The organism is Acinetobacter sp. WU_MDCI_Abxb74, assembly GCF_025513915.1.
GTDB classification, from domain to species: domain Bacteria; phylum Pseudomonadota; class Gammaproteobacteria; order Pseudomonadales; family Moraxellaceae; genus Acinetobacter; species Acinetobacter calcoaceticus_C.
On sequence record NZ_JAHPRP010000001.1, the window covers coordinates 1,107,566 to 1,129,918 of the forward strand.

At 36.9% G+C, this 22,353-nt stretch carries 18 protein-coding genes and 1 pseudogene; 6 read left to right on the plus strand and 13 right to left on the minus strand.

Translation table 11 applies throughout. The features are described from left to right. Positions 1-2: 2 nt before the first annotated feature. Positions 3-1,952 carry a DNA mismatch repair endonuclease MutL gene (gene mutL / locus KTH84_RS05350; RefSeq protein WP_262472338.1) on the minus strand — a complete coding sequence of 650 codons (1,950 nt, stop codon included), beginning with the start codon at positions 1,950-1,952 and terminating at the stop codon, positions 3-5. Next, on the minus strand, positions 1,945-2,418 hold the full coding sequence (gene tsaE / locus KTH84_RS05355) for a tRNA (adenosine(37)-N6)-threonylcarbamoyltransferase complex ATPase subunit type 1 TsaE (RefSeq protein WP_133972824.1): 474 nt from the start codon (positions 2,416-2,418) through the stop codon (positions 1,945-1,947). The genes mutL and tsaE overlap by 8 nt, the downstream gene beginning before the upstream one ends. A 119-nt stretch (positions 2,419-2,537) precedes the next feature. Between tsaE and KTH84_RS05360 the strand changes: the two genes are divergently transcribed. From KTH84_RS05360 to KTH84_RS05370, 3 genes are all read left to right on the plus strand, one after another. Continuing rightward, positions 2,538-3,446, plus strand: coding sequence for a pseudouridine synthase (locus tag KTH84_RS05360; RefSeq protein WP_262472340.1), 909 nt, complete (start codon positions 2,538-2,540; stop codon positions 3,444-3,446). Positions 3,447-3,557: 111 nt separating this feature from the next. Beyond that, positions 3,558-3,866: a type II toxin-antitoxin system RelB/DinJ family antitoxin gene (locus KTH84_RS05365; RefSeq protein WP_262472342.1), complete on the plus strand. Its 309-nt coding sequence runs from the start codon at positions 3,558-3,560 to the stop codon at positions 3,864-3,866. Between the two features lie 98 nt (positions 3,867-3,964). Next, positions 3,965-4,408, plus strand: a complete 444-nt coding sequence (locus KTH84_RS05370) for a GNAT family N-acetyltransferase (protein WP_042896999.1) — start codon at positions 3,965-3,967, stop codon at positions 4,406-4,408. On the opposite strand, the gene KTH84_RS05375 is transcribed toward KTH84_RS05370, so the two are convergent. Both KTH84_RS05375 and KTH84_RS05380 read right to left on the minus strand, forming a co-directional pair. Next, complete coding sequence (locus KTH84_RS05375) at positions 4,401-5,105, minus strand: pseudouridine synthase (protein WP_262472344.1); 705 nt, start codon at positions 5,103-5,105, stop codon at positions 4,401-4,403. The two genes, KTH84_RS05370 and KTH84_RS05375, sit on opposite strands and share 8 nt — an antisense overlap. A gap of 101 nt (positions 5,106-5,206) precedes the next feature. Beyond that, complete coding sequence (locus KTH84_RS05380) at positions 5,207-5,425, minus strand: hypothetical protein (protein WP_202741727.1); 219 nt, start codon at positions 5,423-5,425, stop codon at positions 5,207-5,209. A gap of 253 nt (positions 5,426-5,678) precedes the next feature. On the opposite strand from KTH84_RS05380, the gene KTH84_RS05385 reads away from it, so the two are divergent. Continuing rightward, positions 5,679-6,131: a DUF441 domain-containing protein gene (locus KTH84_RS05385; RefSeq protein ID WP_042897001.1), complete on the plus strand. Its 453-nt coding sequence runs from the start codon at positions 5,679-5,681 to the stop codon at positions 6,129-6,131. Between the two features lie 62 nt (positions 6,132-6,193). Here the strand turns inward: KTH84_RS05385 and KTH84_RS05390 are convergent, their stop codons facing one another. Both KTH84_RS05390 and KTH84_RS05395 read right to left on the minus strand, forming a co-directional pair. Then, the gene (locus KTH84_RS05390) at positions 6,194-7,114 is read right to left on the minus strand and encodes a LysR family transcriptional regulator (RefSeq protein ID WP_042897004.1); all 921 of its coding nucleotides are present in this window, start codon (positions 7,112-7,114) and stop codon (positions 6,194-6,196) included. Between the two features lie 285 nt (positions 7,115-7,399). After that, the gene (locus KTH84_RS05395) at positions 7,400-8,197 is read right to left on the minus strand and encodes a DUF4198 domain-containing protein (RefSeq protein ID WP_262472346.1); all 798 of its coding nucleotides are present in this window, start codon (positions 8,195-8,197) and stop codon (positions 7,400-7,402) included. A 282-nt stretch (positions 8,198-8,479) separates the two neighbouring features. Here KTH84_RS05395 and KTH84_RS05400 point away from each other — a divergent pair, with 282 nt between their 5' ends. After that, positions 8,480-9,679, plus strand: coding sequence for an MFS transporter (locus KTH84_RS05400; RefSeq protein WP_262472347.1), 1,200 nt, complete (start codon positions 8,480-8,482; stop codon positions 9,677-9,679). 26 nt (positions 9,680-9,705) lie between these two features. On the opposite strand, the gene KTH84_RS05405 is transcribed toward KTH84_RS05400, so the two are convergent. Both KTH84_RS05405 and KTH84_RS05410 read right to left on the minus strand, forming a co-directional pair. Next, entirely contained in the window at positions 9,706-10,689 is a 984-nt protein-coding gene (locus KTH84_RS05405) for an ion transporter (RefSeq protein WP_262472348.1), read from the minus strand. 120 nt (positions 10,690-10,809) lie between these two features. Next, entirely contained in the window at positions 10,810-11,244 is a 435-nt protein-coding gene (locus KTH84_RS05410) for a hypothetical protein (RefSeq protein WP_262472349.1), read from the minus strand. 566 nt (positions 11,245-11,810) lie between these two features. Here KTH84_RS05410 and KTH84_RS05415 point away from each other — a divergent pair. Then, positions 11,811-12,094 (plus strand): annotated as a pseudogene (locus KTH84_RS05415) (anion permease); the annotation flags it as partial. A gap of 149 nt (positions 12,095-12,243) precedes the next feature. Here the strand turns inward: KTH84_RS05415 and KTH84_RS05420 are convergent. From KTH84_RS05420 to KTH84_RS05440, 5 genes are all read right to left on the minus strand, one after another. Then, on the minus strand, positions 12,244-12,825 hold the full coding sequence (locus KTH84_RS05420) for a hypothetical protein (RefSeq protein WP_262472350.1): 582 nt from the start codon (positions 12,823-12,825) through the stop codon (positions 12,244-12,246). Positions 12,826-12,941: 116 nt separating this feature from the next. After that, the gene (locus KTH84_RS05425) at positions 12,942-15,581 is read right to left on the minus strand and encodes a bifunctional aconitate hydratase 2/2-methylisocitrate dehydratase (RefSeq protein WP_042897255.1); all 2,640 of its coding nucleotides are present in this window, start codon (positions 15,579-15,581) and stop codon (positions 12,942-12,944) included. Positions 15,582-15,832: 251 nt separating this feature from the next. Beyond that, the gene (locus KTH84_RS05430; protein WP_133972806.1) at positions 15,833-16,195 is read right to left on the minus strand and encodes a hypothetical protein; all 363 of its coding nucleotides are present in this window, start codon (positions 16,193-16,195) and stop codon (positions 15,833-15,835) included. A 137-nt stretch (positions 16,196-16,332) separates the two neighbouring features. Further along, positions 16,333-17,568 carry a lactonase family protein gene (locus tag KTH84_RS05435; protein ID WP_262472351.1) on the minus strand — a complete coding sequence of 412 codons (1,236 nt, stop codon included), beginning with the start codon at positions 17,566-17,568 and terminating at the stop codon, positions 16,333-16,335. 256 nt (positions 17,569-17,824) lie between these two features. Next, positions 17,825-22,330, minus strand: coding sequence for a translocation/assembly module TamB domain-containing protein (locus KTH84_RS05440; RefSeq protein ID WP_262472352.1), 4,506 nt, complete (start codon positions 22,328-22,330; stop codon positions 17,825-17,827). Positions 22,331-22,353: the final 23 nt, after the last annotated feature.

Here is a 22,353-nt window from a genome sequence, read left to right on the forward strand (position 1 = left end):
AACTACTCTCCTCGAGCAAATAATTTATCTAATTGAGATAATGGAAATGCACGCCAAGTTGGCCTTCCATGGTTACATTGGCTGGCAAATTCGGTTTGTTCCATTTGGCGAAGTAAAGCATTCATTTCAGACAGACTGAGTTGTCGATGTGCACGCACTGCCCCATGGCATGCCATTCCAGCTAATAACTCGTCTCTTTTTTGAAGTAATCCTTGTGCTTCATCATTTGGATCTAAATCGTTTAAAAGTTCAGGAATAAGATTTTCAAAGTCAGCTTTTTGTAATATGGCTGGCACTCCCCGAACAATAATCTGCTCATCTCCATATAAATCAATTTCCAGTCCTAAGCGCTCAAGTTGAGGTTTCAACTCTTCCACCCGCACTGCCTGCATACGGCTAATAGAAATGACTTTAGGGATAAGCAACTGCTGAGACGTCCAAAACTCTGGTTTGTCCCAAGCATTTTTCATTTGTTGTAATAAAATTCGCTCATGCGCTGCATGCATATCAACAATAATTAGCCCTTCTGTATTTTGCGCTAAAACATAAATTCCATGAAGTTGGGCAATTGCGATGCCTAATGGAAATTCATCGACCTTAGTTACTGGCTCAATATTTTCATTCACGGAAAAGTTAGCGGGCTGATCACGCAGTGGCGCCAAGTATGTCTTTAACGCATTATTTAGCTGAGGAGATCCATTATATTTTGGCGTTTGATCGGCATAATGAACAGTTTGTGGGCGGCTAGCATTAAAATCAGTTAATAGCTCTGTCGGTGCATTCTGAGCTCGCGCTTCATTATCTGGATTTAAAGCTTCATTTGCACGATGCAGCGTAAATTGTTCCTGATATTTAGGTTGAGGCTGTACAGAATAATCTGAGGTTTCATCCACTTTCATCGCTTGAGCTAAATCAGCGTTCGCTGTCTGAAATTGCGACAGAGTTTCTTTTGCATAATGCCTTACAAACTCATGCACTTCTCTCTGATTTAAAAACCGAATTTCATGTTTTGTAGGATGAACATTCACATCAATATTTTCAGGATCAACTTCTAAAAACAGTAAATAAGATGAATGTTGATGTCCATGTAAAATACCGTCATATGCCATACGTAGCGCATGTGAAATCGTTTTATCTTTGACGATACGTCCATTTACATAGACATATTGCATATCAGCCTGCGCACGTGCATCTGAAGGATGGCCAAGCCAACCCGATAAACGCATGCTAATACTTTCGGCATCCATCCAATATGCATTTTGTACAAATTGCGAACCTAATAATTGCTGTACTCGCTGAAAACGTAATTCACCGCTATCTGCTATAGGTAAATTAATTCTAATATTATCATTATGTTCAAGCACAAAACGTATATCGAAATGTGTTAAAGCCAGACGACGAACAATCTCTTCAATATGACCAAATTCAGTCGTTGGTTTCTTTAAAAATTTACGGCGTGCCGGTACATTAAAAAATAAGTCCTGAACACGTATGTGAGTTCCCTTTTGAGCAGCAACAGCTTGTACTTCTTGATGATCAAAGGCTGTGCCATTGACTTCAACCTGATGGCCAATACCACTTTCATCTTGGCTACTGGTCAATGTCAATCTTGAAACTGCGGCAATCGAAGCAAGTGCCTCCCCGCGAAATCCCAAACTTACAATCGCGTGTAAATCTTCTGCAGTTTTAATTTTACTTGTCGCATGGCGCATGACGGCCAATGCCAAATCTTCAGAATGAATACCATGCCCATTATCAATAATTTCTATGAGGGTCGAACCACCTTGAGCGATCCGTACAATGAGCTCAGTTGCACCAGCATCAATAGAGTTTTCTAATAATTCTTTAACAACAGATGAAGGACGCTCAATCACCTCACCAGCAGCAATCTGGTTGGCTAACGCTGCGTCTAGTGTATGGATACGACGTTGTGTTAGCTTTTCATCAGTCATGAAGCTGTTCCTGCAAAGTCTGATACAAATGTTCTGTGGGTAAAGTTAAAGTTACAAAACGACTCAACTCATCCTCTGACTTTTGAATATCGATGATGATATCGGCCTGAGGAATTTCATCACCACCTTTTGATGGCCATTCAAATAAAAATAATGCGTCTGTGACATCTAAATAATCACGGATTCCCATTAATTCAAGTTCATAAGGGTCATTCAAACGATATAAGTCAAAATGAAAAATTTCTTTGTCATTGATTTTATACGGCTCAACCAGCGTATAGGTTGGACTTTTAACCGAGCCTTTATGACCTAAAGCCTGTAAGAAATAGCGCGTAAGTGTGGTTTTACCCGCACCTAAATCTCCAATTAAATAAATCACACCCGACTGAACATGTTGCGCCAACGCTTGAGCTAGACGCCCAGTATCTTCTTCATGATTTAAGACCAATTTCAATGAATACGACATAGCACACATAACATGATTCAAAATAATCGATATGATAACATTGCCCTGCCTTAAAAGCCTACTCAAGCCCTAGAAGTTGGCTTTTTTTATATCAATTCTCTTACATATTTACATTTTTTATGTCTAGTCCAAACGAATTTCTACCGCCCATGATTGATGGGGTGAGCGCAAGCCAAGTCTATCTTCCTGCACAAACAAATACTCAAACTATTTATGAGTATCTATGCCAACATTTTCAACATATTAAAGTACAAGAGTGGCAACAACGATTTCAAGATGGGCTTATTTATGAGGCAAATGGACAAAAATTAACACTAGATAGTCCATATCAAAGCAATACGCATATTTTTTATTATCGATTTCTTGCCTATGAGCCCCATGTTCCTTTCGAACATCGAATTTTATTTGAAAATGATGACTTACTGGTGGTCGATAAACCTCATTTTTTAACAATTAGTCCAACTGGACAATATGTGCAAGAAACATTATTAGTTCGACTTAAAAAACAGACAGGTAATGAGTTTTTAACGCCCATACACAGACTAGACCGTGAAACTGCTGGGGTTGTTCTATTTTGCAAACGGGTTGAATCTCGTGGTGCTTACCAACAATTATTTGCAGAGCGTCAAGTCAATAAAACTTACCACGCTATCGCTCCTTATAAAAAAGAATTAAAACTCCCCCAAACACTATGTTTGCATTTAGATAAAGGTACTCCTTTTTACACCATGCAAGTTGTGGCTAATGCTAAAGCAAATAGCCAAACATATATTGAGCTTATTGAGCACAACCAGACTTGGGCTAAATACCGTTTAACGCCAACTACGGGTAAGCAACACCAGCTTCGTGTACATCTTAATTATTTAGAAATTCCGATTAAAAATGATCCATTTTATCCCACGGTTCAGCACAAGTCTGAAGATGATTTCTCAGAACCATTGCAGCTTCTGGCTAAGCATATTTTATTTATAGATCCGCTAACAAAAGAGGAAATGTCTTTTAATTCCATGTTTGAACTGACATTGTAATGTAAGCGTAATGACAAAAAGATTGTATTTTATGCCGAAAAACATTGAAATTACATTGCAATGGTTTAAAATAAATTTCTAAAAATTAAAAATCATTTGGTTTTGTTATTCATGCGAAAAACAGAAGTTTATCAGGTTCGACTGGACTCCCAAGAGAAAAAACAGGCGTTTGCTGTTTTTAAACAATTGGGAATTACCCCTGCCCAAGCGGTACGACTTTTTTTTAAACAGGTCGTATTAACTAAATCCATTCCGTTTGCAATTGAAAATCAGACGATTAATATGGAACAATTATTAAAGCTGAGAAAAGCGAAAGTATCATCATTAAACCAAAATTCATCAACTTCAGTTGAAGATGATGATCATGAAGATTTATTTGAAGAACTAAATGCTCTTCTGGGTGAAAGCGACAAAATTTAACACTGTTGCATTTATAAACAAGTTTTAACGTCAAAAAGCTCTTTTTTTCGTTATGCTCTCTTTGTAAAAACATAATGATAAGTTACAAGGAGTGCCAAATGATCGTTAGACGAGCGACTTTTGAAGATTTAGAGCAACTCGCCGTTTTATTTGATGAATACCGCCAATTTTATGGGGCCTCTTCTAATTTCAAAGAATCACTTCACTTTCTCAAGCAGCGTTTTGAGAATAGAGAAAGTGTGTTTTTCATTCATATTAAAGACGATAAAATCACAGGTTTTATTTTACTCTATTTAGGTTTTTCTTCAGTTGCTTGCTCAACTTACTATATTTTAGATGATGTATATGTTACACCCGTTTTCCGTCGTCAAGGTTCGGCTAAACAGCTAATCGATACAGCAATTTTATTTGCAAAACAAGAAAATGCTTTGCGAATTAGTTTAGAAACTCAAAGTAATAACCATGAGTCTCATCGCCTATATGAACAAATGGGCTTTATTCGGGACAGTGAATTCCAAACATTTCATTGCTTTCTTAAGTAATATTTTGGGCGAGATGTTTTTGCTCTTCAGATAAATAAATCCATTCTCCCTCTGCAATTTCAGGTATAGCCAATTGCCCTATTTGATGGCGATGCAACGCTTCTACTTTGTTTCCTACAGCGGCAATCATTCTTTTGACTTGGTGATAAACGCCTTGATGAATGGTCATCGTTAATTGATGAGTTTCCAATATTTCTACATCAGTTGCAGCAAAAATACCTTTTTCCTGATGTAAGCTCACCCCTTGAGCTAACATTTCAATTTGCTCAGGCGTGACCGGGTCTATAGTCGTAACATGATAAACCTTTGGAACATGTTTACGAGGATGAGTTAAAGCTTGAAGATATTTACCATCATCGGTAATTAAGAGTAAACCAGTTGTATCTTGATCTAAACGACCAATCGCCTGCACACCTCGATGAATCATAATGTCAGGTAAAAGACTAAAAACACTTTGATGATGCTGAGGTTGGTGTGAGCATTCAAAGCCTTTTGGTTTTTTTAAAGCAATATAAACTTTTTCTCTATATTGATAAGTTTGTCCAAAAAGAGAAAACTCTAAATTTTCAGGAGAGAATTGCTTCTTTAGATCATCAGCAACCTCTCCATCAACACTTACAGATCCGTTTTTTATTAACTGCTGACAATATTTACGTGAACCAAACCCTTGAGATTGTAAAATTTTTTCCAGCAGCATGAAGTTTTCTCATTAGAACTAAGCCGTCATTTTAACGTAGTTTCCACTTTTTACTAAACGCTACGAGCAGCTCTTTGCATTTACTTCATTCAATTCACACCCTACTCTTCAACGACCCGATAAATATTTTCATTCTGCTCACTTTCAAATAACAATTCTGTAGTAGGTAAAATAATTTCATTATCAACAATAATATGCTCAATACGCTGACTTAATTTTAAAGATTCATTTTCATGTTCAACTAAATTTTTCTTTAGTTGAGCTTTTGCATTATGTATCTGATCAAACTGATCTTTAATTTTGATATCTATAATATCCATAAAAATGTCCTGTACTCATGAGTAATGATTATTTTTATATCATATTTTTTTAAAACCATAACTTTTAACTTGTTAATTTATATAACATTGTTTCCAAGCGTAACCAAGAACTAAAACTCTTTATCATTGAGAGATATACAATGAATTTTTATTAAAAATACTATCTGAAATCGACTGTATCTTTTAAAGCTTTCACATTACGGCTCTTAAATATTATACAATTCCATTTTATTTACTTTCATTTCTGCTTCTCATGCTTGCCCAATTTGATGTTAATTTAGTTGTTTTACTAGTTCTGCTCGTCTGCGGTTTATTAAGTCAAAATGCGGCTGTAACCATTGCAGCGGGTGTACTGATTGTCGTTAAAATCACGCCTTTAAGTGAGTTCTTCCCTTACATTCAAGCCCATGGTCTTAATTTAGGAATTCTTATTTTAACGATTGGTGTACTCACTCCCATTGCGAGTGGAAAGCTCAGTGGGGAGACTATTTTAAAATCATTTATTAGTATTAAATCGCTGGTTGCTATCGCAATTGGTTTGTTAGTCGCTTGGCTAGGCGGCCGTGGAGTAAAACTGATGTCAAGCCAGCCTGATGTTGTTGCAGGCTTACTCATTGGTACAGTTGCAGGCGTGGCCTTACTTCGTGGTGTACCAGTCGGACCTCTTATTGCAGCGGGTTTACTTTCCTTATTTATTGGTAAATAAAGTGTCGATATTAAAAAAGGTGCAATTAAGCACCTTTTTATACTTAGGCTAAATTATTTACTTTAACCAGAATAATAGGAGTTTCGTTTTAAAGAGAACTTTTCCAATTGCTTCAAGAAACCTTCAAAATAACTTTTTTCTTTTTCTTCAGTTCGATAGCCCGCATATAAAGTTCGTCTTAAGCCTGTAGATGAAACACAATCTAAACGGCGGCTTGTGACCCATCCCTTTTGTTCATATTCATTCACTACCCAATCAGGCAATGCAGCAATGCCTCGACCACTTGCTACAAGCTGAATAAGCATTTGAGTTAAATCTGTTGTTCTTATTTGTTTAGGCTGAATATTCGCAGGAATGAAAAGTTTGGACATAATATCTAAACGATGCTTATCAACTGGATAAGTAATTAAAACTTCTTCCGCTAACTCTTGAACTGTAATATTTTCAGCACGTACCAATGGATGCGTGTTTGATAATACCAAACGTGATTCATATTCAAAAATTGGGAAATATTCAATTCCTTTTAATGCAATTGGATCTGCTGTAATGAGCAAATCAAATTCTGCATTTTGTAAAAGTTCATGCGGATTTGCTTCAAAACCTGAAGCAAAATCTAAGTCAACATCTGGATATTGCTGTCGATATTGATTTAATAACGGCATTAACCAGTCAAAACAACTGTGGCATTCCGATGAAAAAATAATTCTGCCAGTCTGCCCATGGACAATACGCGTGATATCACTGTGAGTAATCTGAATTTGTGGCAAAACGTCATCGGCTAACTTGAGTAAGCGCTGCCCTACATTAGAAAAACTAACAGGTCTGCTACGACGATTAACAACCTCTACCCCATACCAATGGTCTAATTCTTTTAACTGATGAGAAATAGCAGAAGGCGTTAAGCAAAGGTCATTTGCTGCCGAGACCAATGAACCATGTTCACGCAAGGCAACTAAGGTTTTAAGATGACGAATTTCTAACATGGTTCCACGCTTGAAAAATAGATTTATCTATAAATGCTCTAATCTCATCTTTATTTTTCAAAAAATCGATCAACTTTAGATAAATTCTTACTAATGAATACTATTCATCTTATCACAAAATTAATTAGTCAGCTTCAACATGAATTTTATTTTACTATTTTTTATTAGTTGAATTCTTATATTTTTAAAATTGAGATAGAACCCTTCCCTATGTTATTGAATATATTTCTGCTCCCTAATTAAAATTAGACCCGTATTGGATCTAATTTTAATTAACGCTAAAAGTTATTGGGCCAACACATTTAAGCTAACAATTGTATAGTTTTGATTTTTAGGCTTTAGTTTTAAATCTACGGGTGTTGTTACTTCCAATAAATACTCACCAGCTTTTGGAAATTTGAGCTCAACTTGCCCTTTATTATCTGCCTTAAATGGCTGTGCTTGTTTATCGGTTGTGCCTTTTTCTCTTAAATTAACTTCAGCATAAGCTAAAGGCTGTCCTTTTTCAGTTACAGATAACTTAATCGATTGAGCAGCTTTTATCAGGTTTGGGTGTACAGAAAAATTAACTTTTATTGGTGTATTCGGAAGCTGAATATCTGAAACTTTTCCTTTAGAAAGATAACTTTGCAATGTCCACTCTCGTGTTACTTGCTCTGTTTTAATTGTTTTTGTTTTAAGGTCAGCTGGGATCAAATATTCACGTTCTGTTTTTGGTGGGGCTTTATCAGCTGGCATATCAAAAAATAAATGCCATGTTTTTTGGTCATACACATAGCTTAAAGGATAACTTGCTTGAGTTTGAAGAATATACGTTCCCTCGTCTGGCAAATCGACATCAAAAACAGTTACAGACTTGTGTAAAGCTTCTGGCTTAACGGTCTTAAGCTCATTTTTAGGAGTAATTACGGTAAGGTTGGCATCCTTTAAAGCATATTCACTATTTAATGCTTCTTCGGCATAACCTGCAATTACGGGTACTTGAGTCTGTTCAGTTTTATAAGCTAACGGTGCTACATAAGGTTCATGAGCAAAGCTATAGCTACATGCGAATGCAAGAGAAAGTATTAAAAATTTATTCATTATTACAAAATCCTGTTGTACACAACGGTGAAAGTTTTCAGACAAAAGATAGCAGCTACAGTATACATAAATAAAAATCATTATTATTACCATTTAATATTCAAGTTTAAAATTCTCTGATCTTTTATTCAAAAAGAAAGTGGTTGAGTTCTTAACCAAATGGTTTGGATCGCCCTTATCTGGTTGTTTTTGTACTTAGCCTCGGCGATCTTAATTTTTGTTTTTATTATTCTGCACTCTTTTCCCTTATACTTCCTTTTTTGAGTCTCTTCTTAATTTATTATGGCGTCCCCGCAATCTCCTCTATCTGCACATCAACATTATTCACTCTTTTTAGCAATTTTCTCACTGGCTGTAGGTGGTTTTTGTATTGGAACCACCGAATTCGTCGCAATGGGACTGATTCAGGAAATTGCCAATAACTTAAAAATTACAGTACCAGAAGCTGGCCACTTTATTAGTGCCTACGCTTTAGGGGTAGTGATTGGTGCTCCCATCATCGCTATACTTGGAGCCAAAGTTCCTAGAAAAAATTTATTACTCGGCTTAATGCTTTTTTATGGCATTGCAAATGCCTGTACCGCTTTAGCTCATACCCCCGAAACTGTTTTAATCTCGCGTTTCATTGCTGGTTTACCACACGGAGCTTATTTTGGAGTCGGAGCATTAATTGCAGCTGAACTAGCGGGTCCATCGCGAAGAGCATCTGCTGTTGCCCAAATGATGATGGGTCTTACAGTTGCAACTGTGATTGGTGTACCTCTGGCAACTTGGTTAGGTCAAAATTTTGGCTGGAGAGCTGGTTTTGAGTTTTCAGCAACCATTGCTTTTCTTACTTTAATTGCTGTTGGCTTCTTTGTACCTAATATCCCAGTCCAAGCAAAAGCAAGTATAAAAACAGAATTAGCTGGCCTTAAAAATATCAACATGTGGTTAACACTAGCGGTAGGCGCCATCGGTTTTGGAGGCATGTTTTCTGTTTACAGCTATGTCTCACCTATTTTGACTGAATATACACAAGTGAATATCCAAATTGTCCCTATCGCTTTAGCTATTTGGGGTACTGGTATGGTTATTGGTGGCTTAGCAGCTGGATGGCTTGCAGATAAAAACCTGAACAAAACGATTGTAGGCGTACTCATTAGCTCAGCTATCGCTTTTGTTGTTGCCAGTTTCTTAATGAGCAATATCTATACTGCTATTGCCTCATTATTTTTGATTGGTCTCACTGTAATGGGGTTAGGCGGAGCTTTGCAAACTCGTCTAATGGATGTAGCAGGAGATGCTCAAACATTAGCAGCATCTCTCAATCACTCTGCCTTTAATATGGCCAATGCATTAGGTGCATTTCTAGGTGGATGGGTACTCAGTCATCAAATGGGTTGGATCGCTCCAATCTGGGTGGGTTTTGTTTTGAGTCTCGGTGGTCTTATCATTTTACTTATTGCATTTGCAGTAGAGGAAGCAAGTAAGAAAATTTAATCAAAGAAGATACTAACTTATTATTTCTAATCAGTTAGCTTACCGCCACAGTGAGGACAATAACATTTTTGCTCTCTAACCGACTCTTCTTGCTCTAATACTTTTTCTCGCATAATTTGAATAATCAGATTATGCGCCTGTTCTTTTGGCAGGCCTACTTTTTGGCGGATCCGCTCAATTTCAACTTCATCATGTAAAATATCAATACCTCGTACCTGAAGTAACTCACGGAATTCTTGCTCTAGTCTTTGATTACGCTGATTAAGTTCATTTGCAAGCCCAGATGCTAAAATACCGGCAGGTAACGCTGCAATACCAACACCCAAAATGGTAATGAGTGCGCCTAGTAACTTTCCTAAACTGGTGACTGGGGTCACATCGCCATAACCTACTGTAGTTAAAGTAACCACTGCCCACCACATAGATTTAGGGATTGAACTAAAAGCTTCTGGTTGAGCTTTATTTTCAACCACATAAATGCCTGAAGCAGTCATAATAATCATAATAATTAAAATAAAGATAACTGCCTGAAAAGACCCTTTCTCACGTTTAATCACACATAACAATATCTGTAGGGAGATAAAATACCGTGTCAATTTTAATAAGCGAAGTAACCGTAATATTCTGAGCATACGAAGATCAATTCGTACAAAGAAATTGAGATAAGCAGGTAAAATTGCCATCAAATCAATAATTGCTTCCCCGCTTTTCATCCAGTTCAAGCGAATTTTCCATGCAGATTGTGTCGTATCCCTATCTGCAACACTCCACAATCTTAATAAATATTCAATACTAAAAACTGCAATTGAAATAACTTCAAAATAGTCGAACCAAGCATGATAACTTGTGTACAAATCATTTACTGTTTCTAATAGAACAGCGGCGACATTACCAACAATTAAAACAACTAAAAAATAATTAATACATCTACTTATCGTAGTTTCATAATCATGATTATGAAGATTATTATAGAAGAACTTACGCAATTCCTTCCAAGCTGAATTTTGCATATTGATCTGACCACTTGATATTGAAGATATAGTAAGCTCTCGCCCTCTATTCACCAATATAGTCTTTAATAAATTTTCCTTCACTCACTTCAATATTTAAAATTTTTCACTTTTCCCACTTCAAATCGCTGCTAGACATCGAAATTCATTTTCTTGCCACCACAACACATCATAGATCCCTGGGTGTGATTTTAAGATAATATTTATATAATTTTGCAGTACCATAATATGATGGGTAATATCAAGTTTTCTAAATAAAAACTTTCTTAAAATAGGTGTATTTGGAGAAATAAAAATTGTAAATCCATTGCTATATTCTTCATAGACACGGATTCCAAGATACATGGTTATTTCAGGCAAAGGAATCTCAATTTGCCACCCCCAGTTTTCACTATATAGCTCGATATTTAAATGATATCTATTTTTCAATATACTAAAAATATATTGTGCAATATCTTCAGTTTTTTGAACTAAGACACCTCCTTCATTGGAGTGTATTTTTTGCTCATTTGGTTGATAATCATTAAATTTAAATTCTACTACCGTCTTTAACATTCTCAAATTCCCTATATAAAATACTTATATTTTTTTTAATTATTTTTAAGTTCGTTTAATTATTTTAAAACAAAACATCAGTTAACTTCTAGTACTATATTTAATTTTATATAGATCAAATTAAAAAATGATATATGTAGTACTTTTAAATAAACTTATGAACCAACTCACACTTTTAATAAAAATTAAAACTCAGAAAGACTATTTTTTACCCAACAATGTATATAAATTATTTTATTTAATAATTTATATACCACTTATAGCTTAATCTAGATATATAATTTATTTTTTGATCTTTAAAATTTTCTAAAAAATAATATGAGGATATATTAATTTAAATAAATATATTTATGAAATTTTTTAAAATTAACGATACTAAATACTATTTATTACTCTGATACCTATAATAGAGAATTTATAATTCTGATATCATTTTCAAAGCCACAATTTTAAAATAAAACTTAACAATCTTCACTTGAATTAAGAGATACTTAACTTTAAAAGAATCGTCTTTTTCCTGGAAATGAAAACTCGTACTAACCACTCGTTATTTTGAATTTTTGAATCATTATATATTTGCTAGCACAACTGCACATATTACCGCAATGTTTGCAGTCCTTTGTACGGCGAAACTTTCACTCGGTTCACTGCCAATATTGTTTGCTTTAATGATAGCAGTAACCTCATGACATTAACCCATTATGCGACTGAAACTTCCCCTGTTGTGTTTGGCTCAGGCTACACCCCACTTGGTGAATGGTGGAAAGCTGGCTTTGTCATGGGCGTGGTTAATATCATTATTTTTGTAGTAATTGGCGGACTTTGGTGGAAAGTATTGGGTTATTGGTGACTTAAAGTTGAGGGACATTTCTTACGAATAGGAGTGTTCCTCTAAACTTAAATAATAAATCTTACCAGCAAGCTCACAAAATTCATCGTAAGAGTACTTATTCTTATTTAATAAAACAAAATTATGTTCAAGTGCCATAAAATATTCTCTTACTCTAAATAGTAGTTTTCTCTATAAATCAAATCTTTCCACTCTTCATGACTATAGATTTTAAGGTTATTGAGTCGGGTGCCTATCAATAAGAAACGATCATCCCATGTCAGAATCTCATGGGTATCTTCAAGTTTTATTTCAGAAAATTTTGGAAAGAATTTAGGATCAAAATGTATTATCCCTATTTCCAATAGATACTTTACCTCTCTAGGATTTTCAGGAATAGAATGAAACATAGGAATACGTTCTATTATTTTTTTGGCAATTTGATGCGGTTCAGAATACAAATCATCTAAATACCATTTCTGATCAGAACTTTTCCATATATATGCTTCGAAATTATTCTGCTTAATTAATAAGGTCTCAGTAATAGCATTTGGATTTTGATACCAAACAGTAAATTCTAGATCCTTTGTTGGAATTATAGAAAACATTGGCAATTTTATATAAGGATACGCTTTTAATATCCTAGAAAATAATTTTTGAATTAAGCTATTTAACTCTTCAAGATTTTGTTCTTTATAAAGAATTTTTTCTAAATCAAGAATATTATCTTCTATATTTACAATGCTTTTCATTATTATAAAAATAAGGGCTGATTAATCAGCCCTTATTTTATCTTTTTGCTCAAGCAAAGCATAGCTTTGCTCTTGCGCTAGGGAAAAGCTGATGGGCTTTTCTTGTTCCTAGCTCATTAAGTCAATTGAGCAGCAGAAATTTTCTTAGTATCAACTTGATCAGCTTCTTTAGTATATTCGCTCATCTTGTCGAAGTTTAAGTATTTGTAGATGTCAGCAGATGCGCTGTCGATTTGCGACGCATACTGTTGATATTCTTCTGGGCTTGGTAATTTACCAAGAACCGCAGCTACAGATGCAAGTTCAGCAGAAGCTAAGTAAACATTTGCACCTTGACCTAAACGGTTCGGGAAGTTACGAGTAGAAGTCGATACACATGTTGTGTTCGGCGCTACACGTGCTTGGTTACCCATACAAAGTGAACAGCCTGGCATCTCTGTACGCGCACCAGCACGACCATAGATGTTATACAAGCCTTCTTCCATTAATTGGTGCTCGTCCATACGTGTTGGTGGAGCCAACCATAAACGAGTAGTTAATGAACCACTTGGTACTTTGTCAAGTAACTGACCCGCTGCACGGAAATGACCAATGTTAGTCATACAAGAACCGATGAATACTTCATCAATTTTGTCGCCTTGAACGTCAGAAAGAAGTTTCGCATCATCTGGATCGTTCGGGCAGCAAAGAATTGGTTCTTTAATGTCAGCAAGATCGATTTCGTAAACTTTTAAGTATTCAGCATCAGCATCAGCTTTTAACAAGCTTGGGTTTTCTAACCACTTCTGCATGTTTTCAGCACGGCGCGCCATAGTACGAGCATCGCCATAACCTTCAGAAATCATCCACTTCAACATAGTAATGTTAGAACGTAAGTATTCAGCCACTTTCTCTTCAGAAAGTGTGATTGAACAGCCAGCAGCAGAACGTTCAGCAGATGCATCAGAAAGTTCGAATGCTTGCTCAACAGTCAAGTCATTTTCCATTTCTGATAAATCGATCTCAAGGATACGACCAGAGAAGATGTTTTTCTTACCTTTCTTCTCTACAGTTAAGTCACCCGCTTGAATCGCGTAGTAAGGAATTGCATGTACAAGGTCACGTAAAGTGATACCAGGTTGCATTTTACCTTTGAACTTAACAAGTACAGACTCTGGCATATCAAGTGGCATAACACCAGTTGCAGCTGCGAACGCAACTAGGCCAGAACCCGCTGGGAATGAAATACCGATTGGGAAACGTGTATGTGAGTCACCGCCAGTACCTACTGTATCTGGAAGTAACATACGGTTTAACCACGAATGGATAATACCGTCACCTGGACGTAAAGATACACCACCACGGTTCATGATGAAGTCAGGTAATGTATGGTGAGTAGTTACGTCAACTGGTTTTGGATATGCAGCAGTATGACAGAAAGACTGCATTACCAAGTCAGCAGAGAAGCCCAAGCAAGCTAAGTCTTTTAACTCGTCACGAGTCATTGGACCAGTTGTATCTTGAGAACCCACTGTAGTCATCTTAGGTTCACAGTAAGTACCCGGACGGATACCTTGACCTTCAGCTAAACCACATGCACGGCCAACCATTTTCTGAGCTTGTGTGAAGCCTTTGCCAGTGTCAGCAGGTTGTACAGGTGTACGGAACAATGTAGAAGGTTCAAGACCTAATTCTTCACGTGCTTTAGTTGTTAAACCACGACCAATGATCAAGTTAATACGACCACCAGCACGTACTTCGTCTAAAAGTACTGGAGTTTTAAGTTCTGCTTCTGAAATTTGTACGCCATCTTTAAAAGCAGTAACTTTTGCAGCAGCATGGTCAATTTTCAATACTACTTCGTCGCCCATGTTCATGTTAGCAACGTCGATTTCTACAGGTAATGCACCTGCGTCTTCCATTGTATTAAAGAAAATTGGAGCGATTTTAGAACCTAAGCACACACCACCATCTTTTTTGTTTGGAATGTGTGGAAGTTCGTCACCGAAGAACCAAAGTACAGAGTTAGTTGCAGATTTACGTGAAGAACCTGTACCAACAACGTCACCCACATAAGCAACTTGGTTGCCTTTCGCGATGAGTTCTTTGATTTGGTTTAACGGGCCAACTTCACCTGGTTTTTCAGGATTGATACCATCACGCTCGTTTTTCAACATTGCATTGGCGTGTAGTGGGATATCTGGACGGCTCCAAGCATCTTGTGCTGGAGACAAGTCATCAGTATTTGTCTCACCAGTTACTTTGAACACAGTGATTTTAATTTCTTCTGGAACGTCAGGACGGCTTGTGAACCATTCTGCGTCTGCCCAAGATTGTAAAACAGCTTTAGCATTGGCATTACCCGCTTTTGCTTTATCTGCTACGTCATGGAATGCATCAAATACAAGAAGTGTTTTCTTTAACGCTTCAGCAGCTAGGCCTGCAAGTTCAGCATTGTCAAGAAGCTCAACGAGTGGTGCTACGTTATAACCACCAAGCATTGTGCCAAGTAAGTAAACTGCACGCTCTTTAGAAACGAGTGATGAAGTTGCTTCGCCTTTTGCAATCGCTGCCAAGAACGCTGCCTTTACGTAAGCTGCTTGGTCAACACCTGCAGGAACACGGTTTTCAAGCAAATCAACCAAAAACGCTTCTTCGCCTGCTGGTGGATTTTTTAATAGTTCAACAAGCTGAGCTGTTTGAGCATCATCAAGTGGCTTCGGTGGGACTCCGAGTGCGGCACGTTCTTCAACGTGTTGGCGGTAAGCTTCTAGCACGGTGTTCATTCCTCTTTTTTTGAAAAATTACTTGCAAATTCCAGCTTTCTTAAAAAGCTTCACAAGTAATATGGACTACAAAAGTTTACTAGAGTTCAAGGTAAAAGTTAATGAAAACGGGGTGTTTCTCCGTGATGCCCATTATTTTGTATCTAAATACCCATGTACAAATAATAAGCATATTAGCCAAATCTGGGCTATTTTTAAGCGGAATAGCCTCAGATGAGAGGAAATTCAATAACCTTACCCAATTAGAACGATTTATATTTTGGCATTTTGTCATGAGGTGTTGCCAAACACTCATCCATCGCTTGCTTTCTAACTTTTTCTTGGAGTGCTTGAGAATCTTTTGTCAGTTCTTCTTTTGGAATTGCATAAACTTTTTCAATAACATTAAGAATGAACTTTTTCGTAACATCATCTTCAATTTTATTTGCATGCTCAACTGCTTGAGCTTTTTCAATTGCTTGCTGGCGATCAAAAACAATACTTCTAGCCGCATTTCCTACGCTAGTACAAAAGCCATGCCACTGCTCTTCGGGTGTTAATGGCTTCTTTTCTGAACAACCGACAAAGAACAAACTCATTGCAATCAATAAAATCTTTTTCATCATTTCACTACACTAATTATTGCTGTTGATATCATACGGAAAATCATCATTTTTGCAAAAATTGCCATAAAAAAAACCGAGATAGAAAACCCTCGGTCTTTTTATATCAAGCATTAGAAATGTCAGTTTAATGTTTCGGGTTAATTAAAAAATTTAATATCCGTAGGTGTTGGTATTTTTGCTGCATCACCAGCAGGTTTTAAGGTGCCATTTTTTGCATCAAAGCGAAATAAACTAATGTTATTACTAAAAACGTTTGTCACATATAGGTATTTACCAGATGCATCGAATGAGAAAGCCCGTGGTTCAATACCATTCGCTTTATAAACTGTTGGTTTACCTAGCAATCCATTTTGTTGAATTTTAAATACCAAAAGTTTGTTGTCTGTACCACGATTGGCAGCAATCACATATTTGCCATTTGGACCGAGGATAATTCCACTCGCACTCTTAAATTCAGGTGTTTTGTCCTCATGAATTAGTTTTAGCTCAGCTACTTTTTTCAAATGACCATCTTGTACGTTAAATGTCACAATTTCACTTCGCATTTCTGCGGTAATGTAGGCATATTTGCCATTTGGTGAAAAGACCATATGGCGCGGGCCAGAACCGTGCGTAAAGGTCACATCTCGACTACTATCCGCTTCGAGTGGTTGAGGCTTATTCGGGTTATAACGAAAGGTATAGACTTTGTCATTTCCAAGATCGCTCGCATATAAATACTTGCCATCTGGGCTGAAAGTTGTCGAATGTGCATGACCACTCTCTTGACGACCTTTAACATGACCAGAACCTTCGCTAAAAACAATATTTTGAACCATTTCACCCAAATGGCCATTTGGCAAAATTGGCACAACAGCCACCCCACCACGACCTTTATCGAATGCCGAATAGTTCGACACAAACAGGAATTTACCATCTAAACTGATTGATGCGTGTGTTGGATGTCCACCATGGCTATTCACTGTGTTCAACACCTTCACCTTTCCGTTTTGAATTGATAACGCAGTTACCGCTCCATCATTTTCTTCATTAGTGGTATATGCAAAACGGCCATCTTTAGATTTCACAATCCAAGAAGGACTTTTCATTTTCAACACCTTAACAGGAGTTAAAGTCCCATCGCTATTAACTTGAAGCTGGTACAAACCTTCACTGGCTTGTTTTGGTTTTTGCACAAGCGGTGCATCAGGAATCGATGTCCATGTCCCTACTAAAGCGATTTGTTGCTGTGCAGCATTTACAGTGGAGCACCATCCAAATGATAAAAGCGTCAACGACAATGTTGCTGTTAATTTTTGAATTAGCCCACGATATTTAATATTTGTATCGTTGTCCTTGCCATATTTTATTTCAATATAAGTATCTATTTTCACGTTTATTTCCTTGAAAAATTCACCTTATTTGCACTTATCAACAAGGTATTATCAATCTAATTTCATTTAATGTTTCTGAAAACTAATTTATAAAACAGCAATTTTCAAGTGAATTTTCTTTAATCAGAACCATATTCAAGATTTGGTTCCTTTGAAAACAAACCATGGTTCATATAATAAATATTCAATTTTTTAAATCTTATGAAGGTGTTATTAAATTAAAAGCCCACTTGGAGTGAGCTTTTAATTCATACATTTAGAAGCGCCAGTTATAGAAAAGATCGATCGCTCTTTCTAAAGACTGACTTGCTTCTAGATATAAACGGCGGTTCATTTGATAACGCAACGTAAGCTTGTTCACTGGCGTAAACACACCGACACCATAACGAATAAACAGATCCGGTGTGATATAGCCCGTTAAACTTACTTGCGTATCATCCCCTGTACCTTGTGCATCTAAAGCTAGTCCACTTAAACCAAAAGTACGTCCAATCTGGTTAGTTAAAGCTCGTGTACCACCCAAGCCCATACTGATACCCGCAGCGGCAATGGTGTTATTTACATCAGACTTAAAGCCTTCTGCATTACTTAAACCGCTCGAACCTTCATTAATACGCCCAGTAACGAGCGCGTTCAATGCTTCTTGCTCAGATAGACCTGCATCGTTATAAACCTGAATGTTTGGAGATGTCGCAGTACCTGTAACACGTACTCCAACCATACTACCCTGAACATTTTTGTTTGCATCTATATCTAAAGTTGGATTTGCCAAAGGACCATTAAAACGTGCAATCGCTCGGTTCAAATCTAGACTTTGTCCATAAGCTTCAATTTTCACTTTTTGACTGACACCAATTGCTCCATTAGCTCTCATTGCAGTCTCGTAACCACGTTGGCTTAAATTTAAACGACCAACTAATGGAATATTACTGTTAAAGCCTTGGAATATCACTTGGTTTCCAATATTAACAGCAATATCCGCTCGAATATCCCAAGGTTTAGCAGCACGTAAAATTGCAAGCGGGTCTTGGCCTTGGCGAACTATGCGGACATCTGATGAGGTATTAATGACTGGAGTCGTTGTTTCCGGCATTGAAATACGTGCACGAGGAACATCTACCGACCCTTTTAAGCTTAAACGCTTATCGAAAGGATACATATCAAGTGTAAGGTTTGGATTGGCAATTGCAGTAATTAATGGGGCCTGACGTACAAGTAAATTATCACCTTTGAGGTTTAATTGAAGACGTGGTGCATCTTTCCATTCAAAACTACCTTTTAAAAGTCCTACACCTTGACCGCTGTTAAACGCGCCATCAATTGTTGCCATGTCCTGACGAATTGACGAATAAACCTGAACATTCGTTAAATTAACTGGCAGCGAAATCATACTGATTGCACCATTTTTCAGACGCATTTCACCAGTAAATTGTGGCTGAGTTAATGTACCGTTGACTTTACCAGCCAAAGCTAAAGTCCCACTCAGTTTGCGGACATCTTGAATAAATGGTTTCAAGACTTTTAATTGAACATCATTAAAAGCGACCTCACCATGCATTGGCATTGATGGTTGGAATGGGTTGATAATAACGTTCGCATAACCCGTACCAATATCAGGTGTTTTCACATCAACACGGAATAAAAGTCCTTCAGATACACTTTTTGCAATAACACCCAACTCATCATAAGCCAGAGTGGTTGCTGGGTCTTGTGGATCTTCAGCAGCTAAACCAATTTCACCTTTGCGTGTAATTAAACGTGCGTCAAGTTTTGGATTACCTCCATTTACCCACGATGCCTTGGCATAACCATTTAATTGCCCAGTTATCGCTAAACCTTCTGGCATAAATGCCGCGAAGTCACTTAAATCCATGTTTTGAGTTACAAACGAGATATTACCGCGTGCTTTACTTACCCGTACCGGCTGGTCAAAACAGAGCTGGCTATTCGCACTTTGCCAGCAGTGTTGACCTACATATAGCTCAGACCGTGCAGAAGAAAAAATCACTGGAGCATTTTGATTTTGTGCCAAACGAATGCGTCTTGAATCAAAACTTCCTTTCTGAATCTGGCCTAACCAATCATTATTTTGGTTAAACCCACCTGCCAACTGAACATAGAATTTGGAAATACTATTATTGCCGAGTACTTTCAATAAATGCGCTTTTCTTGTTCCGGTTAAATTCAATTCGGCAGACTGAATTTGTCTATTTCCACTACGCAAATTATCTAATTTTGCGGTTAATTGAGTCGGTGTTGTTTCCGATGTTGGAAGTTCACCCTGAATACTCAATCTCTTCACGCTGACTAAAGTATTAAAAGCAAAATCATCTACTGCGATATTTGCTGTTGCTTTTAAACGTGGCTGTGATTGTACATTCAGGTCGCCATAAGCTCGACCGCGTAGACCCGGATATAACTCGTAAAGTGCGGGCGCATTGAGCTTGATTTTTAGATTTTGGGCATTACCTGTCGCTTGTAGCTGATTCTGGCCATACACTAAAAATAAATTATTTGCTTCAAATTGCTGAGGTAAAAAGCCTTTTTGATTAGAATCCATCAATAAAGATAAATTACCCTTACCTCGAACAGGCTTATTATTTAAAAAGCCTGCAAGATTCAATTGTTGAATATTAATTCGTTTCAAATGGTCTGACCAAACCCCTTGAGTTTTCAGATTCCCTGAAATTTCGCCTTTTACAGCTGAGGTAAAATATTGGGGTTTAAAACGTACCAATGAACTATTAATATCCCATGCAATGCGATCTTTTAAATTTACAGAACCTGTGGCATAGATTTTTCCAGCTATCCCATCATGTTGTAACTGGTTAATTCGAATAAAATCTGGTGTGCCCGCTATAGAAAACTTCAATAAACCATTTGCCTGTTTTAAGGCTTTTAAAGATCCATCATAATTAACTGCAAAACCTTTAAAACCACCACCAGCTTTCACATCATGAAATAATAATGCTGCTGTACTCTTTCCACCCAAACTTATCGTCTCTTGACCTGCTTGAGCCAGTCGACCAGTTAAGTCAATTTTCTCAAATTGAATGATCTGCTGGTTTGGTTTAGCAAAACCATTTGCTTTAATCGAACCATTTAAAAGATTAACAGGTGCTGCCGCATGAATACTTTGTGGATTAAAATCTTTTGCATTTAACAAAGCGTTCCAAACCAACTGACGTTTTTCAGTAGGAAGCAACACTTTAGCCTGCCCAGTTAAGCTACCTTTTTCAGCAGTAAAACTAAAATTTGGAACATTTAAAACATTATCTTTAACATTCAGATGGGCTAGATATTGCCCTGCTGGCAATAAGGTTTTTTCATGCTGATATACTTTTGTAGCAACTTTAATATCTTGCTGACCATCACGTAATGTTAAATCAACCTGACCATTATCACTGCTTAACCATCCAATATAAGGCATTGCACGGTCTATTTTCGTCCAAGCTACATTCATAAGCATTGGTTGAGGTTTATTATTTTTCTCTGGAGCCTGATTAAACTTGAGTTTCCAAGATTCGTAACGGTCAAAATCAACATTAGCAAATACTTCAGTACCTTTTTCCAAAGAGCCGGTTGAAGCAACAGCAGCATCTAAACTTGGCGGTAAAAAGTCTTGAACAACCTGAGGAATGGCTTTGTCTTTAGGATTAATATGGTCTAAACGACCTTTGACATCCCAAGTAACATGGTCTTTCCAGTTCACTAAACCTTTAAGGTTCACAGCACCTTTCATTACCTGACCATTAAAATCGGTAATGTTAAGTTGATCAACCAAGTCAGTATTCATTAAAGCGTTGTATTGACCTTCAGGTAAATTCTCACCTTTTAAGTCGGTATCAAGCGCTAGATTAAGTTGTTTAATATCACCTTGAAACTTGATCACACCATTTTTTGCAAATAATTTTTGTTCAACCAATAAAGGTAAGTGATAATTTTTGAGTAATAACTCACCTTGCATTGGAACTTCATCACGAACAGGATGTAACACCACCCAACCCGTTAACAAATCTGGAGTTGTTGTTGCAACACCAGCTTTTAAAGTATCTAAACTTCCGCGAGCTGCGACTTTAATATTTTGAATATTTAAACTTTTTAGAGATGGGATTCTTAAATCTGCTGTCGCATTTAATGGATATTTACCACTAAAGTCCATTTTTCCTGTTGCGTTGTGGACAGAAAGATAGCCCATATCCATACTAGATTTTTCAAATTCCAGTTTGGTCTCTGACCAAAGCGCATCTTGTAAATGAACATCATGAAAATCTACATCTGAGGTCGCTAACTTAATCTCTAAATGATCAACATCGGCTTCATCAACGCGTAGAACAAATGGTAACTTAATCGGCTTAAATTCAAACGCTTTACCAGACGGCGGAGTTTTATTAATAATACGTAAATTACGTACATCTGCATGACTTAAATGTACTTCTTTTTCTAATAATAAAGAGCGCCACCCTAAACCTACGTCAGCTCTATCTAATGAAACATCAACGTCCTTTAATTGCACCAAAACATTCTTAAGAATAATTCCGCGCAGTAAGTTACCGCCTTCATATTCATATTTAATTATTTTCTGAGCCTCTAAAACCCGATCTAATAAAAAACGACTTCCGCGATCTGTTGACATCATGATCACTAGCGAAGATGCTAATAATAAAAATATGATCAATATCGTCAGCATGAAACTACGCAAAATGCGCCGCTTCTTAGGTGAACTAGGTGCCGAAGTTGGCTGCTGTTCTACATCCGCCATAAAATAAACCTAATAAAATTTTA

Bases quoted from the DNA above. Each gene is read 5' to 3' on its own strand.
- mutL (WP_262472338.1), bottom strand. From the start codon at position 1,952: ATGACTGATGAAAAGCTAACACAACGTCGTATCCATACACTAGACGCA.
- tsaE (WP_133972824.1), bottom strand. From the start codon at position 2,418: ATGTCGTATTCATTGAAATTGGTCTTAAATCATGAAGAAGATACTGGG.
- KTH84_RS05360 (WP_262472340.1), top strand. From the start codon at position 2,538: ATGTCTAGTCCAAACGAATTTCTACCGCCCATGATTGATGGGGTGAGC.
- KTH84_RS05365 (WP_262472342.1), top strand. From the start codon at position 3,558: ATGCGAAAAACAGAAGTTTATCAGGTTCGACTGGACTCCCAAGAGAAA.
- KTH84_RS05370 (WP_042896999.1), top strand. From the start codon at position 3,965: ATGATCGTTAGACGAGCGACTTTTGAAGATTTAGAGCAACTCGCCGTT.
- KTH84_RS05375 (WP_262472344.1), bottom strand. From the start codon at position 5,105: ATGCTGCTGGAAAAAATTTTACAATCTCAAGGGTTTGGTTCACGTAAA.
- KTH84_RS05380 (WP_202741727.1), bottom strand. From the start codon at position 5,425: ATGGATATTATAGATATCAAAATTAAAGATCAGTTTGATCAGATACAT.
- KTH84_RS05385 (WP_042897001.1), top strand. From the start codon at position 5,679: ATGCTTGCCCAATTTGATGTTAATTTAGTTGTTTTACTAGTTCTGCTC.
- KTH84_RS05390 (WP_042897004.1), bottom strand. From the start codon at position 7,114: ATGTTAGAAATTCGTCATCTTAAAACCTTAGTTGCCTTGCGTGAACAT.
- KTH84_RS05395 (WP_262472346.1), bottom strand. From the start codon at position 8,197: ATGAATAAATTTTTAATACTTTCTCTTGCATTCGCATGTAGCTATAGC.
- KTH84_RS05400 (WP_262472347.1), top strand. From the start codon at position 8,480: ATGGCGTCCCCGCAATCTCCTCTATCTGCACATCAACATTATTCACTC.
- KTH84_RS05405 (WP_262472348.1), bottom strand. From the start codon at position 10,689: ATGCAAAATTCAGCTTGGAAGGAATTGCGTAAGTTCTTCTATAATAAT.
- KTH84_RS05410 (WP_262472349.1), bottom strand. From the start codon at position 11,244: ATGTTAAAGACGGTAGTAGAATTTAAATTTAATGATTATCAACCAAAT.
- KTH84_RS05420 (WP_262472350.1), bottom strand. From the start codon at position 12,825: ATGAAAAGCATTGTAAATATAGAAGATAATATTCTTGATTTAGAAAAA.
- KTH84_RS05430 (WP_133972806.1), bottom strand. From the start codon at position 16,195: ATGATGAAAAAGATTTTATTGATTGCAATGAGTTTGTTCTTTGTCGGT.
- KTH84_RS05440 (WP_262472352.1), bottom strand. From the start codon at position 22,330: ATGGCGGATGTAGAACAGCAGCCAACTTCGGCACCTAGTTCACCTAAG.